This window comes from Mesorhizobium sp. P171375 (assembly GCF_057786075.1).
The window spans coordinates 5,438,838-5,453,637 of sequence record NZ_JBYNWF010000001.1 but is presented as its reverse complement, the minus strand read 5'-3'; the positions used below and the strand labels follow the sequence as shown (position 1 = coordinate 5,453,637).

General features: G+C 62.8%; 11 protein-coding genes. 9 read left to right on the top strand and 2 right to left on the bottom strand.

Features of this window, described 5'->3' with window-relative positions; all coding sequences use genetic code 11:
• Positions 1-74: 74 nt before the first annotated feature.
• Positions 75-965, bottom strand: a complete 891-nt coding sequence (locus ACYHH6_RS26660) for a LysR family transcriptional regulator (protein WP_352584011.1) — start codon at positions 963-965, stop codon at positions 75-77.
• Between the two features lie 120 nt (positions 966-1,085).
• Between ACYHH6_RS26660 and tmpA the strand changes: the two genes are divergently transcribed.
• From tmpA to ilvN, 5 genes are all read left to right on the top strand, one after another.
• Complete coding sequence (gene tmpA, locus ACYHH6_RS26655; protein WP_352584013.1) at positions 1,086-2,237, top strand: 2-trimethylaminoethylphosphonate dioxygenase; 1,152 nt, start codon at positions 1,086-1,088, stop codon at positions 2,235-2,237.
• Positions 2,234-2,818, top strand: a complete 585-nt coding sequence (gene tmpB / locus ACYHH6_RS26650; RefSeq protein ID WP_352584014.1) for a (R)-1-hydroxy-2-trimethylaminoethylphosphonate oxygenase — start codon at positions 2,234-2,236, stop codon at positions 2,816-2,818. The genes tmpA and tmpB overlap by 4 nt, the downstream gene beginning before the upstream one ends.
• A 727-nt stretch (positions 2,819-3,545) precedes the next feature.
• Positions 3,546-4,703, top strand: coding sequence for a PcfJ domain-containing protein (locus ACYHH6_RS26645; protein WP_352584016.1), 1,158 nt, complete (start codon positions 3,546-3,548; stop codon positions 4,701-4,703).
• 253 nt (positions 4,704-4,956) lie between these two features.
• Positions 4,957-6,738, top strand: a complete 1,782-nt coding sequence (locus ACYHH6_RS26640) for an acetolactate synthase 3 large subunit (protein WP_352584018.1) — start codon at positions 4,957-4,959, stop codon at positions 6,736-6,738.
• 139 nt (positions 6,739-6,877) lie between these two features.
• Positions 6,878-7,450: an acetolactate synthase small subunit gene (ilvN, locus tag ACYHH6_RS26635; protein WP_023668352.1), complete on the top strand. Its 573-nt coding sequence runs from the start codon at positions 6,878-6,880 to the stop codon at positions 7,448-7,450.
• A gap of 350 nt (positions 7,451-7,800) precedes the next feature.
• Here ilvN and ACYHH6_RS26630 read toward each other — a convergent pair whose 3' ends face one another.
• A complete protein-coding gene (locus ACYHH6_RS26630) occupies positions 7,801-8,187 on the bottom strand; it encodes a metalloregulator ArsR/SmtB family transcription factor (RefSeq protein ID WP_352584020.1) in 387 nt (128 codons plus the stop codon).
• A gap of 177 nt (positions 8,188-8,364) precedes the next feature.
• On the opposite strand from ACYHH6_RS26630, the gene ACYHH6_RS26625 reads away from it, so the two are divergent.
• The 4 genes from ACYHH6_RS26625 (at position 8,365) to ACYHH6_RS26610 (ending at position 14,749) form a co-directional block, all read left to right on the top strand.
• Positions 8,365-9,321, top strand: coding sequence for an acyl-CoA desaturase (locus tag ACYHH6_RS26625; protein ID WP_352584021.1), 957 nt, complete (start codon positions 8,365-8,367; stop codon positions 9,319-9,321).
• Between the two features lie 131 nt (positions 9,322-9,452).
• Entirely contained in the window at positions 9,453-10,049 is a 597-nt protein-coding gene (locus tag ACYHH6_RS26620; RefSeq protein ID WP_352584023.1) for a LysE family translocator, read from the top strand.
• A gap of 249 nt (positions 10,050-10,298) precedes the next feature.
• The gene (locus ACYHH6_RS26615; protein WP_352584025.1) at positions 10,299-11,588 is read left to right on the top strand and encodes an efflux RND transporter periplasmic adaptor subunit; all 1,290 of its coding nucleotides are present in this window, start codon (positions 10,299-10,301) and stop codon (positions 11,586-11,588) included.
• On the top strand, positions 11,585-14,749 hold the full coding sequence (locus ACYHH6_RS26610; protein ID WP_352584027.1) for an efflux RND transporter permease subunit: 3,165 nt from the start codon (positions 11,585-11,587) through the stop codon (positions 14,747-14,749). Before ACYHH6_RS26615 ends, ACYHH6_RS26610 begins: the two co-directional genes overlap by 4 nt.
• The last annotated feature ends 51 nt before the right edge of the window (positions 14,750-14,800 follow it).

Sequence of the window (14,800 nt, the reverse complement as noted above, 5' to 3'; positions counted from 1 at the left end):
CGTCGTCCAATAGTTTGACGTGTATTCAGAGACTTATCGGGAAATCGCCGTGCGGACCGCGCCCGGCTCAAATGCTACGGGCGCTCAGCCATGTGCTGGCCGAAGACGGTTGCGAACCAGTGACGGACATCGTCCTCGGCGCGGCTGAGATGGGCGCCGGAAGGGGCGGTCAGATAGTGGCCGGCGCCGCCCGACAGGGCGAAATCGGACAGTGCGACGAGCGATCCGTCACGCAGCGCCGCATCGGCCAGCGGGCGTGAGCCGAGCACCATGCCGGCGCCATGCTTTGCCGCCTCGAGCGCGGCGACGAAACTGTCGAATTTGTGCGCCGGCGCGATGGTGGGCTTCATGCGTGCGGCGGCGAACCATTCGCCCCACATTTCGCGCGCGCCGACGACCGTGAGTTTCGGCAATTGCGTCCAGTCCGGCATTTTGGCGAGGTGCGGCGCCGCCATCGGCGTCAATGTTTCCCGGGTGAGCCGATCGGCCTGGCGTCCGGCAAAGGAGCCGGTGCCGAAACGGATGTCGAGCATGCCGGAGCGCTCGCCATAGTCGGTCGGGGTGTGGATGGTCTCGATCTGCAGTTGGACGAAGGGCAGGTCGCTCGCCATTTGCGCCAACTTCGGCGCGATCATCAGCACGGCAAAGGAGATCGGCGAGCGTATCGTCACGCTCTGGATCGTTCTCGCTTCGAACAGCTCGCGCGTGCTGTTGGCAATCACCGCGAAGGCCGATTGCAGATGCGGCAGGTAGGCGGCGCCCTCGGGCGTCAATTCCACACCGCGCGCCAGGCGGATGAACAGGGGATGCTTGAGCCGCCCTTCGAGCAAGCGGATGTGCTGGCTGACGGCCGCCTGGGTCAATCCGAGTTCGGCCGCGGCGGCGGTGAAATTCGACAGCCGCGCGGCGGCCTCGAAACTGCGCAGCCAATCGAGTGGCGGCAAGGGCAGGGTTGATTGAGGCATAAGTTGTTTATGACCTTTGCCCGCAAAATGATAATTTGAATTATGCCTGCTGCGCCTTCACCATGCAATCGGAAGCCCTGCGGACCTCGCTGCGGGGCACAGCGGACAGGAACGGATTTCATGCTCACCTACGCGCTGATCGGCGACGAAGGCAAAACTATAGACCTTGGCTGGAAGGATGGGACGCGCACCCGCTTTCACGCCATGTGGCTGCGCGACAATGCGCTGGACGACAAGACGCGCAGCGCCGGCAACGGCCAGCGGCTGATCACCATTCTCGACATTCCGGCGCAAACGCGGATCGGCACTGCGGCGATCAAGGGCGATGCGCTCGAAATCAGCTTCGTGCCCGAGCAGAAAACCGTCAGCTTTCCAGCCGCGTGGCTGAGTGCCAATGCCTATGATCGCGATGCCGCCCGCGAGCCCGGCTGGACCGGCGAGGCCACCGTGCGATGGACCAAGGCCTCGATGCAGAACTCGTTGCCGCGCGCGGGCTACGTCGCTGCCAGCCGTGACCGCGCGGTGCTCAGGCAATGGCTGTCGGCGGTGAAGACCTATGGCTTCGCGGTGATGGACGATCTGCCGGCCGAATCCGGGGCACTGTGCAAAGTCTCCGATCTGTTCGGCTATATCAGGGAAACCAATTACGGCCGCTGGTTCGAAGTCCGCGCCGAGGTCAATCCGACCAATCTGGCCTACACCAATCTCGGCCTGCAGGCGCACACCGACAATCCCTATCGCGATCCGGTGCCGACGCTGCAAATCCTGTCCTGCATCGAAAATACGGTTGAAGGCGGTGAATCCAGCGTGGTCGACGGTTTTGCCGTCGCGGCCGCGCTGCAGGCCGAGAACCCCGAAGGTTTTCGTCTGTTGAGTTCATATCCGGCACGCTTCGAATATGCCGGCTCGTCGGGCGTGCGATTGCAGGCCAAGCGGCCGATGATCGAGCTCGGGCCGGATGGCGAACTCATTGCCATCCGCTTCAACAACCGCTCGCTGGCGCCCACCGTCGATGTTCCCTTCGCCGACATGGACGCCTACTACGCCGCCTATCGCCGGTTCGCCGAACTGATCGAGGATCCGTCCTTCGAAGTGACCTTCAAGCTCGAGGCGGGGCAGGCCTTCATCGTCGACAACACCCGCGTCATGCATGCCCGCAAGGCGTTCTCCGGGACCGGCAAGCGCTGGCTGCAGGGCTGCTACGCCGACAAGGACGGCCTGTTGTCGACGCTGGCGGCAATCGAACACGGCTTCAAGGAGGCCGCGGAATGAGCGGCCAGGATCTGAACGCGGACAACATCGTCGAATTCATCGCCGACATTTTTGAGCGCCGGGGTGCGGAATCCTATCTCGGCGAGCCCGTCACCATGTCGGAGCACATGTTGCAGGGCGCCTGGTTTGCCGAAAAGGACGGCGCGCCGGATGTGCTGGTGGCGGCAGCGCTGCTGCATGACATCGGCCACTATACCAGCGAGTTCGGCACCTATTCGCCCGACGATGTCGAGGACAAGCACCATGATGAAGCCGGCGGCGAGGTGCTGGCGCCGTTCTTTCCGCCTGTCATCGTCGAATGCGTCCGGCTGCATGTCGCCGCCAAGCGCTATCTCTGCGCCACCGACCCGACCTATTTCGGCAGACTGTCGCAGGCCTCGGTCCATACGCTGTCGCTGCAGGGCGGGCCGATGAGGCCTGAGGAGGTCGCCGAGTTCCGCAAGAATCCGTTTCACGAGGAAGCGGTGCGAGTCCGCATCTGGGACGAGGCCGGCAAGGTGGCCAACATGAAGACGCGGACGTTTCGCGACTACGTTCCGCTGCTGCAGCGGGTCGTCCGCGACTTCGCCAATCGCACCTGACCAGCGGGCCGGGAGGACAGCCATGTGTTTCTGCTTCGACGGCGAAAGTGCGTTGGCCTACCGGCCTAAAGCCTATGAGCGACGGCCTGCCGCGACTGCCTCATCGCGGGTTGGTATCAGCGGCGAGTCTGCCAGTCTTGCCGTTGCCGACTGGCCCTGACTCCCCCGACGTGGCGCCCGTTCACCGTCTTGCCGTTGTACCCGTTCCGATGTATTAGCCGCGCCCAACCAGCGGCACCCTTTTCATCGTGCCGCCCCCTGTACCAACCCGCTTTTGAAGGAGGCGACGATGAGATCACGTTCACGCATTTGCGCCTCCGCTGGCGGCAGGCAGGTTGAGCCCCTTTTCGGCTTATCCATTTCCTGACGATCTGAGAGCCGTGCCGCGAGGTGCGGCAGCGGTTACCGGCCGAAGGCGCTCCACATCGACATGCATCAAATGCCCGACCGTAGTCGTGGCAAAACGGTTGGAGCTGGCAGCTTTCGCCGATGATGACGGCTGCCCAAAACCTCGAGATGCATCTTTACAACAGCCTCCTAGGCCATTGTAAACATTAAAAGAATGGCTCTTGCGTCGAGAACCCCGTAGGCGTAGTGACGCCGCCCATTCGTAACCCGTTATCCCCAAGAGGAGACCTGTCCATGTCACGGCAGTCCAGATCGACACATTCCGTGCCGGCGCTGGAATTGCGCGCGGCTGACAGGGTTCCAATCGGGAAGAACGGCCATGGCCAGGTCCATGATACAGCTCAGGCAGGATGCCGAGCGCCAACGTATTGAAGCATATCAGGCATCGCTGCAGCGGGTCTCCGCCGCGCCGCGTCCCGCTCCGGATTTCGAGCGGGCGATCGAGGAAGCACACCGCGGCTTCGGCATGGCGGTCCGCGATGGCAAGTTGTGGCGTCCGAAGCTGAAGACGCGCGACCCTGCGCGTCTGCGGCTGGCCGCGGCGCGTCATCTCTACGCGATCTACCCTGTTCCTGCCGCGCTCGAAGCCATCTGGCTCGACAGTTCGGGGCTCGATGCCAACGAGATCAAGCTGCGCAAGGCCTGGTACATCGCGGCTGCGGGTGGCAACTCGCTCTACAAGGCGGGCGCCAGTGCGTGGCTGTCGCGCAAGGAGGTGCATTGCTTCCTGAACGTGTCCGGCGAGTTCGGCTTCGAGGAGGCGTTCTGGTTCGCGATCGTGCGGTCCTACACTGGCGATATCGGGCTGGCGGCACGGCTTGCGCGCACCAAGATCGCGCGCACGCCGCGCAGCGATCTCGCCTTCTGGCGCGAGGTGGCGCGCTTCTTCTGCGAGCATCCGGCGTCGAGGGAGGAGATCGACGATCTCTGCGATTTCCTCGGCGCCAGGCACCGGCGTGACCGAGCTTATAGCCTGAAAGGCCGTACGCTTGGCTCCTTGCGCCGGCAGATGGTGGACTGGCACCGCGACCTGGCCGCGATCGAGCGCATCGAGGCGATGCGCCGGCGGGCAGAAGCTCGGGCCAGGCCGGCTGCCGGCGCACCGGCGCAGACCAACGCCTGGTCCGGCTCGCGCTTGGAGGACTGGGAGTGGCGCCCCCAACCCAAGGAGGCGAAAGCGTACGGCGAGTGGTTCTCCATCCGCCAGCTGAAGACGGCCGAGGATCTCGTTGCCGAGAGCCGGGCTATGCATCACTGCGTCTCGATGTATGCCGCCAAATGCATTGCCGGCTACGCCTCGATCTGGACGCTGCGGCGCAAGGCACTGGGCAAGACCGATCGGCTGCTGACGATCGAGCTCGACCAGCAGCATCGCGCGGTGCAGGTGCGCGGTTTCGGCAATCGTCTGGCAACGCCGGAAGAGCGCAGGATCCTCGAGCGCTGGGCCAAGGCGAAGGCTGTGACGCTTGGCGCCTGATAAAAAGTGAATCCGCGCGGCCCAAAAGGCCGCGCGGATTGCCGTTGACATCCGCGCAAAACCAATTCTATTGTCCGCCACGATGAAGAAGGCACTCATTCTCGTAGGAAAGCGCGTGGGCAAGGCGGTGTAACCGCCGGGCGAAAACCTCCCATGCGCAACACACAGGCTCCCTCGGGGGCCTTTTTTATTGCCCGAAACACGACTAAACGACCAGCAATCGCCCAATGGCGGACAGTACGGGACAGGACCGATGAGCAACGGACAGAGTGAGCGGCGTGAAATGACTGGCGCCGAAATGGTGGTGCAGGCGCTGAAGGACAATGGCGTCAAGCATGTCTTCGGTTATCCCGGCGGCGCGGTGCTTCCGATCTATGACGAAATCTTCCAGCAGGACGAGGTCGAGCACATTCTGGTCCGCCACGAGCAGGGCGCCGGTCATGCCGCTGAAGGCTATGCGCGCTCGACCGGCAAGGCCGGTGTGCTCTTGGTGACGTCGGGGCCGGGCGCCACCAATGCGGTGACGCCGCTGCAGGACGCGCTGATGGATTCGATCCCGCTGGTCTGCCTGACTGGACAGGTGCCGACCTCGCTGATCGGCTCGGATGCGTTCCAGGAGTGCGATACGGTCGGCATCACGCGGCCCTGCACCAAGCACAACTGGCTGGTGAAGGATGTCAACCAACTCGCCGCCACCATCCACGAGGCTTTTCATGTCGCCACGACCGGCCGTCCCGGTCCCGTGGTGGTCGACATTCCGAAGGACGTGCAGTTCGCCAAAGGCATCTATGTGCCGCCGCAGACGGCGCCGCGCACCAGCTACCAGCCGAAGGTCCAGGGCGATCTCGACAAGGTCAAGGCCGCGGTCGAGCTGATGGCGAGCGCCAAGAAGCCGATCATCTATTCGGGCGGTGGCGTCATCAATTCCGGCCCGGAAGCCAGCCACCTGCTGCGCGAACTGGTCGATCTCACCGGTTTCCCCATCACCTCGACGCTGATGGGGCTCGGCGCCTATCCGGCATCGGGCAAGAACTGGATGGGCATGCTCGGCATGCACGGCACCTATGAAGCCAACATGGCGATGCACGATTGCGACGTCATGATCTGCATCGGCGCGCGCTTCGACGACCGTATCACCGGACGGCTGACCGCGTTCTCGCCGAACTCGAAGAAGATCCACATCGACATCGATCCGTCGTCGATCAACAAGAACGTCCACACCGACGTGCCGATCATCGGTGATGTCGGCCGCGTGCTGGAAGACATGGTGCGGCTGTGGCGGGCAAGCGCCAAGGCCGACAAGAAGGCGCTCTATCCCTGGTGGGAGCAGATCGCCAAATGGCGCGCGCGCGATTCACTCGCCTTCAAGATGAACCACGACGTCATCATGCCGCAGTATGCCATCCAGCGGCTCTACGCGCTGACCAAGGACATGGACACCTACATCACCACCGAGGTCGGCCAGCACCAGATGTGGGCGGCGCAGCACTATCATTTCGAGAAGCCGAACCGCTGGATGACATCCGGTGGCCTTGGCACGATGGGCTATGGCCTGCCGGCAGCACTGGGCGTGCAGATCGCGCATCCCGATGCACTGGTCATCGACATTGCCGGCGACGCCTCGGTGCAGATGACGATGCAGGAGATGAGTGCTGCGGTGCAGCACAATGCGCCGATCAAGATCTTCATCCTCAACAACCAGTATATGGGCATGGTGCGGCAGTGGCAGCAGTTGCTGCACGGCAACCGTCTGTCGCATTCCTACACCGAGGCGATGCCCGACTTCGTCAAGCTGGCCGAGGCCTATGGCGGTCACGGCATTCGCTGCGAGAAGCCGGACGAACTCGACGATGCGATCAAGGAAATGATCGCGGTCAAGAAGCCGGTGCTGTTCGACTGCCGCGTGGCGAACCTCGCCAACTGCTTCCCGATGATCCCGTCGGGCAAGGCGCATAATGAAATGCTGCTGCCGGACGAGGCGACCGACGAAGCGGTGGCCAACGCCATCGACGCCAAGGGCAGGGAACTGGTCTAGGGCATGATGCCGAAAAGTGTGAAGCGGTTTTCGGGCGACATCATGCCCCATCGATAACACAAGCCGAGGCAGGGCTTGTCGAAAGAAGCCGTGCGCAAACAGAGAATTAGCTCAAAAGTCTGAAATCGAGATTCACGTCATGAACGCACAGCTTCAACCGACCGGCTCCGCCTATTTCATCGCCAAGGAAACCGAGAAGCCGGAGAACCATACGCTCTCCGTGCTGGTCGACAACGAGCCGGGTGTACTTGCCCGGGTCATCGGCCTGTTTTCCGGCCGCGGCTACAACATCGAGAGCCTGACAGTCTCCGAGACCGAACACGAAAAGCATCTGTCGCGCATCACCATCGTGACGCGCGGCACGCCGCATGTGCTGGAGCAGATCAAGCATCAGCTCGAGCGCATCGTGCCGGTGCACCGCGTCGTCGATCTCACCGTGCGCTCGCACGAGTTCGGCCAGGAGCGGCCGCTGGAGCGGGAACTTGCGCTGGTCAAGGTCGCCGGCACCGGCGAGGCCCGTGTCGAGGCGCTGCGTCTCGCGGATGCCTTCCGCGCTTCGGTCATCGACGCCAACACCGAGCACTTCATCTTCGAAATCACCGGCAAGGGCTCCAAGCTCGACCAGTTCATCGCCATCATGAAACCGCTCGGCCTGGTCGAAATCTGCCGCACCGGCGTGGCGGCAATGAACCGCGGCCCGCAAGGCATGTAGGCATTCATGCCACGTTAAAGTTCTGCATTCACGGTCGAGCGAGGCGATCCGAAAAGCGAACTGAGACTTGGTGGCGCATGACCCCGCGAAAAGAATTGGTCGTACATGTGATGATGTACGTTCTGATCGCATTCTCGATTTGGGTGCTTGCCCATGCCTGGGTGACGATGACGGTCCCAGCCTTACGAGGCAATGAATGGGTTGCCTATGCGGATAATCCAACCAGATTCTGGGACGTGATCTTCTTCCACGCCGGGTCCATTGTCATCTTCAGTTGGCTTCTTTGGGCACTGAAATATCGCCGGCGGAACTGATCTGCCGAAGGCTTCCTGCCAGGTGCAATCGGGATATCAGTCGCCGGATTTTCTCGACTTGGTTTCAACCTTGCCGCTTGCCAGTTCCTTGCTCTCCCGTTTGATCGGGCGCGAGACCGGGCACACGTCCTGGACGAAGCCGTTCAGCGTGTTGACCAGATTGTTCTGGACCAGCGAGTAGTGGATGAACTGTCCGTGGCGCTCCTTGGCGATGAGGCCTGCCGTCTCCAGAATGCTCAGATGCTGCGAGATCGACGGCTTCGACATGTCGAAGCGCGCTGCGATCTCGCCAGCGGTCAGCGACGAGTGCGCGAGATAGGCGAGGATCTTGCGCCGGGGCTGCGACGACAGCGCCTCGAACACGCGCTGTATGGCGCTGCTGCCGGCGGCTGTTTCCGCATCGGATATGTTGTCTTCGATCACTTCCGCCTCGTAAGTCGCGAAGGCGTATGCCTTCGGTCTGCATTTCCCTGGCATTTAGACTATTGCCTAAATACCTAATCCTAGATAGTAGATAATTAGCTTACTGCCTAAATAAGCGCCGGCGCGGCGAAAGGCAAGGCTCTGGTTCGGAAATGTTTCCTGAGAGGAGGGGTACCGATGAAGACCATATCCACAGGCAGAATGATCTCGCAGCCCTTGAGCGACGCCGAGGACGGCGAGGTCGTCTGGATGCCGGCCAAGTCGATCTGGGTCGGTGCGATGACGCTGATCGCCCTGGTGTTCGGACCGCTGACCTTCAGCTGGAGCGCTTTGGCCCTGTTCGTAGCGACAACGGCGGTGACGATCTGCGCGGGACATTCGGTCGGCATGCACCGGCTGCTCATCCATCGCTCGTTCAAGGTGCATATCTTCATCGAACATGCGCTGGTCTATCTCGGCACGCTGGTCGGCATGGCCGGTCCGTTCGGCATGATCTATGCGCATGACATCAGAGACTGGGCGCAGCGCCAGACGGCGTGCCACGATCTGCACGCGCACCGCCGGCCGTTCTTCACCGACGCTTTCTGGCAGATGCATTGCGCGGTCGCGTTGCGCAATCCGCCCGACTTCGTCATCGAGCCGTCGATCCGCAACGATCGCTTCTACAAATTCGTCGAACGCACCTGGATGTTGCAGCAACTGCCTTGGGCGATCCTTTTCTTTCTGCTCGGCGATTGGAGCTGGGTGGTCTGGGGCATTGCAGTGCGCATCTCGGTCTCGCTCACCGGGCACTGGCTGGTCGGGCATTTCGCGCATCGCAGCGGGCAGCAAGGCTGGCGCGTCGATGGCGTCGCGGTGCAAGGCTACAATCTGCCGCGTTTCGGCCTGGTGACCTTCGGCGAAAGCTTTCACGGTAACCATCACGCGTTCCCCGAATCCGCCAGGCTCGGCCTTGAGCGCGGGCAGATCGATCTCGGCTGGGCTTTTATTTGCATTCTCGCCGCGCTGGGTCTCGCGCACGGCGTAAAACTTCCGGAGAACACGCCGAAGCGCAAAGGCCTGCGGCGCGTCGCCGGCCGCAGCGAGAGGGCGACTGCTTCCCATGTGTTGTCGGCACGGCCCCACGGCAGGTAGGGTGCGCCGGCCGTAGCTGGGCTGGCGACACGACCAGACGGATCACGGCCGGACGCATTGGACCAATCGAATGAAGTTGCGTCCGACGCCCGGTCGATTTAAGTCAGCATTCCTGACCTTTATGAGCCGTCATGTCCCTCGACGCCTTCCTTGCCCTTTTGGTCTACGCCTTCGTGACCTCGATCACGCCGGGGCCGAACAACCTCATGCTGCTGGCGTCGGGCGTCAATTTCGGCATCGTCCGGACAATCCCGCATATGCTGGGCATCAGCATCGGCTTTTGCGTGCTGTTGCTGGCCGTCGGTTTCGGCCTCGGCGCGGTGCTGACGGCGTTTCCGGCGCTGCACACGGCACTCAAGATCGCCGGCGCCGCCTATCTTCTCTACCTCGCCTGGAAGATCGCCATGTCGCGCTCCCTCAGCGCCAAGGGCGAGGTGGAGGCCAAGCCGATGCGCCTTATCGATGCCGCCGCCTTCCAGTGGGTCAATCCCAAGGCCTGGGTGATGGCGATCACGGCCATGGCCGTCTACACCAACGCCGACCATCCATTCCTGTCGGTGGTGTTGATCGCTTTTGCCTTCTCGCTGGTCAATTTGCCGAGCGTGTCGATCTGGGCGGGTTTCGGCACCGCGCTACGCGGCTTCCTGTCCGATCCGGTGCGGCTGAAGTGGTTCAACATCGCCATGGGCGTGCTGCTCGCAGCGACCCTTTGGCCGATGCTGAAATAGGATGTGCTTGATGTTCAGGTAAGGCTCGCCGGACCTGAATCTCAACCACATCCTGGCTGGCTTTCCGACTCCTGAGCCGGCTGCCCATTCATTGTGCAGTGCACATTAAATCTTCGTAATGCCGCGTTTTGGCCCTTTTCCGACAAAGGCGTGTCCTATCTATTTCCGCAAAATCGCGGCAAGGCGCCGTGATTTGCGGTAGAATGAGACCACCGGGTTCGGCGTGTCGGATCATAGGGCTTGTAGTCGATGCGCGGGAAAGTCGTTCTGGCGGTGGTAGTGGCGGCGGCCAGTGTCGCAGCGGCGTGGGTCTATTTTTCGCCAGCGGCGATGAGCAGTCTGCAGCAGATGCTGCCGGGCGCTAAGCAGACAGACGCGGCGGACAAGCCGGCTGCATCAGACAAGACTTCGGCTGACAAGGCTGCGGGCAAATCCGGTGCCGGCGCCGCCCGTTCGGCCTCGATCGTTTCGGCCACCGCGACAACGGCCGATTTCCCGATCCGCCGCTACGCCATCGGCTTCGTATCCTCGCCGGCCGTGGTCAACATCAATGCGCGCGTGTCGAGCCAGATCGTGTCGATCGACGTCAAGGACGGGCAGATGGTGAAGACCGGCGATCTGCTGTTCTGGCTCGACGACCGGTCGCTGAAGGCGCAACTGGCCAAGGACCAGGCGATGCTGGTCAAGGACCAGGCGATGCTGGTCAGCGCTCAGGCCGATCTGCAGCGCGCCAAGGATCTCGTCGCCAAGCAGGCCGGCACGCAGCAGACCTACGATCAGGCGCTGGCCGCTCAAAAGGCGGCGGCCGCAACCATCGACGCCGACAAGGCGACGATCGATGCCGATACCGTCCAGCTGAGCTACGCAACGATCACGGCGCCGATCTCGGGCCGGCTGGGCGCCGTCAATGTCTCGGTCGGCGACCTTGTCACCGTCAGCAACGGCAACAGCACCACGGCGACGCCGCTGGTGACTGTCACCCAGATGGATCCGCTGCAGGTCAACTTCAACCTGCCGGAAAGCAATCTGGCGCTGCTGCACAAGGCGCTGGCCAACCCGCAGCAGGGCGCGGTCACGCTGACCAAGGACGGCGACCCGACGCCGATCGGCAAGGGCACGCTCGACTTCGTCGATTCCAGCGTCGACACCGCTTCCGGAACCATTGCAACGCGGGCAAGCATACCCAATGCCGATCTGTCGCTATGGCCCGGACAGTATGTGAATGTCGTCCTTGACGCCGGCATCATGCCGCAGATGACCTCGGTTCCGACGGTCGCGGTCCAGCCCAGCCAGAAGGGCCCCTTCGTCTATGTGGTCAAGCCGGACAACACGGTCGAGATGCGGCCGGTGCAAGTGGCGCTGACCGAAGGCGAAAACAGCGCCATCAGCGAGGGCGTCAAGTCGGGCGAGAAGGTGGTCGTCGAGGGCCAGACCAGGCTGAAGGACGGCGCCGCCGTGCATGAGGGCAAGGCGGCTGGCGGGGATCAGGCCGCGCCAAAGGTCGCGCAAGCCGACAAGGCGGGCGGGACACAGCCATGATTTCCGAATTCTGCATACGCAGGCCTGTCGCCACGCTGCTGATGTCGTTCGCCCTCGTGCTGGGCGGGCTGTTTGCCTACAAGTTCCTGCCGGTGGCGGCGCTGCCCAGCGCTGAATTTCCGGTCGTCAACGTCTCGGCCTCCCTGCCCGGCGCATCGCCCGAAACCATGGCGACCTCGGTGGCGACGCCGCTGATCAAGCAGTTCGCGACCATCGCCGGCATCGATTCGATCTCGACCACCAACGCGCTCGGCCAGACCTCGATCGCCATCCAGTTCGTGCTCAACAGGGATATCGATGCCGCCGCAGCCGACGTGCAGGCGGCGATCGCGCGCACGCAGAAATCGCTGCCGCCGGAAATGACCTCGCCGCCCAGCTATCGCAAGGTCAATCCGGCCGACGCGCCGATCCTGTTGATGTCGCTGGTCAGCGATACGGTTCCGTTGACCGATCTCGATGCTTTCGCCGAAAACGTCATCTCGCCGTCGCTGTCGACCATCGATGGCGTCGCGCAGGTTTCGATCTACGGCCAGCAGAAATACGCGGTGCGCATCCAGATCGATCCGACGGCGCTTGCAGCGCGCGGCATCTCGATCGACCAGCTGCAGACGGCGATCGCCTCGGCCAACAGCAACACGCCGCTCGGCGTTCTGCAGAACGACAAGCAGCAGCTGACCATCACCGCCAACACGCAGCTCACCAACGCGGCCGGATTCTCCAATCTCATCATCGCCACCAAGGATGGCCACCCGGTGCGGCTGGGTGAAGTGACCCGCGTCGTCGATTCGGTGCAAACCACGACGACGGCGAGCTGGTATGACGGCACCCGCGCGATCATCATGGCCGTGCAGCGCCAGCCCGACGCCAACACGGTCGATGTCGTCGACAAGGTCAAGGCGATGCTGCCGTCCTTCAGGGATCAGATGCCGGCCGCCGCCGACATCAAGCTGCTCAACGACCGTTCGACCTCGATCCGCCAGGCCGTCGACGACGTGCAGTTCACGCTGCTGTTGACCATCGCTTTGGTGGTGATGGTGATCTTCGTCTTCCTGCGCCGGGTGACGGCAACAATCATTCCGGCCGTGGCGGTGCCGATCTCGCTGATTGCCACGCTGGGCGCCATGTTCCTGTTCGGCTTTTCCATCGACAACATTTCGCTGATGGGCCTGACGCTTGCCGTCGGCCTTGTCGTCGACGACGCCATCGTCATGCTGGAAAACATTTTTCGACACATGGAGGAGGATGGGCTGTCGGCCTTCGACGCATCGCTGAAAGGCGCGCGCGAAATCGGCTTCACCATCATCTCGATCTCGATCTCGCTGGTGGCGGTGTTCATCCCGGTGCTTTTGATGGGTGGCGTCATCGGCCGCATCTTCAACGAATTCGCCGTGGTGGTGACGGTTGCCATCCTGGCGTCGATGTTCGTGTCGCTGACGCTGACGCCGATGCTGTGCTCGCGGCTCTTGTCGGTGACGAAGGCCGATCGCGACAAGCATGCGCCCGGCCACAAGCAGGACTTCGTCACGCGCGGCTATGACCAGCTTCTAACCTTCTGCCTGCGTCACACTTTCCTGGTGTTCCTCGTCTTCATCGGAACCGCGGCAGGCTCGGTGTGGCTGATCGAGGTGTCGCCGAAGGGCTTCTTCCCGCAGGAGGATATCGGCCAGATCTCGGTGACGACGATCGCGCGCCAGGACATCTCGTTCGACGCCATGTCGAAGCTGCAGGGGCAGGTGGCCAGTGTCTTTTCGCATTCGCCCTATGTCGATCATGTGGCGTGGTCGGCGGGGAGCGGCAGCAATGCGCTCAACCAGGGGCAGCTTTTCGTCCAGCTCAAGGGCAAGGACCAGCGTCCCGATATCGAGAAGGTACTTGCAGATCTAAGGCGGCAACTGGCCGGCGTGGCGGGTATCGAAACCTACATGCAGCCGGTGCAGAACCTGCGGCTTGGTTCGCGCTCGTCAGCCAGCGCCTACCAGCTGGTCGTGCAAGGCCTGGATACCGGCCAGACCGACATCTGGGCGCAGAAGCTGAATGACGCGATGGCGGCCGACCATGCGAATTTCACCGACGTCACCAGCGACTTGCAGAACAATGCTCTGCAGGCATCGCTGGTGGTCGACCGCGACAAGGCCGCCCAGCTCGGCATCGACACCGACACGCTGCGCTCCGCCCTCTATGGCGGATTCGGCACCGACCAGGTTTCGACAATCTTCGGTTCGGCCGACAGCTATGAAGTCATCACCGAGCTCGACCCCAACATCGAATGGTCGCCGGAGCGCATGCTCGCCATCCAGATGCGGACGGCGAGCGGCAGCCTGGTGCCGCTCGGCGCCTTTGCCCGCGTCGACCGCACGGCCGGTGCCCTGACGGTCAACCAGCTCGGCCAGCTTCCGGCGGTGACCATCTCCTACAATCTGCCGCAAGGCGTGGCGCTCGGCGACAGCACGGCCCGCATCGACGCGCTGAAGGAGAAAATCGGCATGCCAAAGGCGATCTCGACCAGCTTCGCCGGCACCGCCAAGACCTTCCAGGATTCGCTTGCCAATCAGGGCCTGCTGATCGGCGGCGCCATCCTGACCATCTATATCGTGCTCGGCATCCTCTATGAGAGCTTCATCCATCCGCTGACCATCTTGACCGGCCTGCCTTCGGCGGTGCTCGGCGCAGTGGTGGCGCTGCGCTTTGCCGGCATGGACCTGTCGGTCATCGCGGTGATCGGCATCCTGATGCTGATCGGCATCGTCAAGAAGAACGGCATCATGATGGTCGACGTCGCGCTGGAATTGCGACGAGACGGCATGTCGGCCAAGGAGTCCATACACAAGGCCTGCCTGATGCGGTTCAGACCGATCATGATGACGACGCTGGCGGCGCTGATGGGCACGTTCCCGATCGCGCTCGGCACCGGCGCCAGTGCGGAACTGCGCCAGCCGCTCGGCGTCGCCGTTGTCGGCGGTCTGCTCGCTTCGCAGGCGCTGACGTTGTTCGTCACGCCGGTGATCTACGTCTATTTCGAGAATTTCTCCGGCTGGCTGATGAGGTTCTTCTCCTCGAAAAAGAGCCGGCCGGCGCTGCATGCTGTCGAGAGCGGCGAGCAGGGCTCGCTGTTCGGCCCCGAGGACCGGCTTGTCGAACCGCAAAAGGCCGCCGCCGAATAGGCAGCGGCCCGTGGCCCAAGCTGTCGTGCTTGCCGAGTCGTTCCGGCAATC

What these genes read in the sequence shown, in the direction of transcription:
- ACYHH6_RS26660 (WP_352584011.1), bottom strand. Translation starts at nt 965, where the DNA reads ATGCCTCAATCAACCCTGCCCTTGCCGCCACTCGATTGGCTGCGCAGT.
- tmpA (WP_352584013.1), top strand. Translation starts at nt 1,086, where the DNA reads ATGCTCACCTACGCGCTGATCGGCGACGAAGGCAAAACTATAGACCTT.
- tmpB (WP_352584014.1), top strand. Translation starts at nt 2,234, where the DNA reads ATGAGCGGCCAGGATCTGAACGCGGACAACATCGTCGAATTCATCGCC.
- ACYHH6_RS26645 (WP_352584016.1), top strand. Translation starts at nt 3,546, where the DNA reads ATGGCCAGGTCCATGATACAGCTCAGGCAGGATGCCGAGCGCCAACGT.
- ACYHH6_RS26640 (WP_352584018.1), top strand. Translation starts at nt 4,957, where the DNA reads ATGAGCAACGGACAGAGTGAGCGGCGTGAAATGACTGGCGCCGAAATG.
- ilvN (WP_023668352.1), top strand. Translation starts at nt 6,878, where the DNA reads ATGAACGCACAGCTTCAACCGACCGGCTCCGCCTATTTCATCGCCAAG.
- ACYHH6_RS26625 (WP_352584021.1), top strand. Translation starts at nt 8,365, where the DNA reads ATGAAGACCATATCCACAGGCAGAATGATCTCGCAGCCCTTGAGCGAC.
- ACYHH6_RS26620 (WP_352584023.1), top strand. Translation starts at nt 9,453, where the DNA reads ATGTCCCTCGACGCCTTCCTTGCCCTTTTGGTCTACGCCTTCGTGACC.
- ACYHH6_RS26615 (WP_352584025.1), top strand. Translation starts at nt 10,299, where the DNA reads ATGCGCGGGAAAGTCGTTCTGGCGGTGGTAGTGGCGGCGGCCAGTGTC.
- ACYHH6_RS26610 (WP_352584027.1), top strand. Translation starts at nt 11,585, where the DNA reads ATGATTTCCGAATTCTGCATACGCAGGCCTGTCGCCACGCTGCTGATG.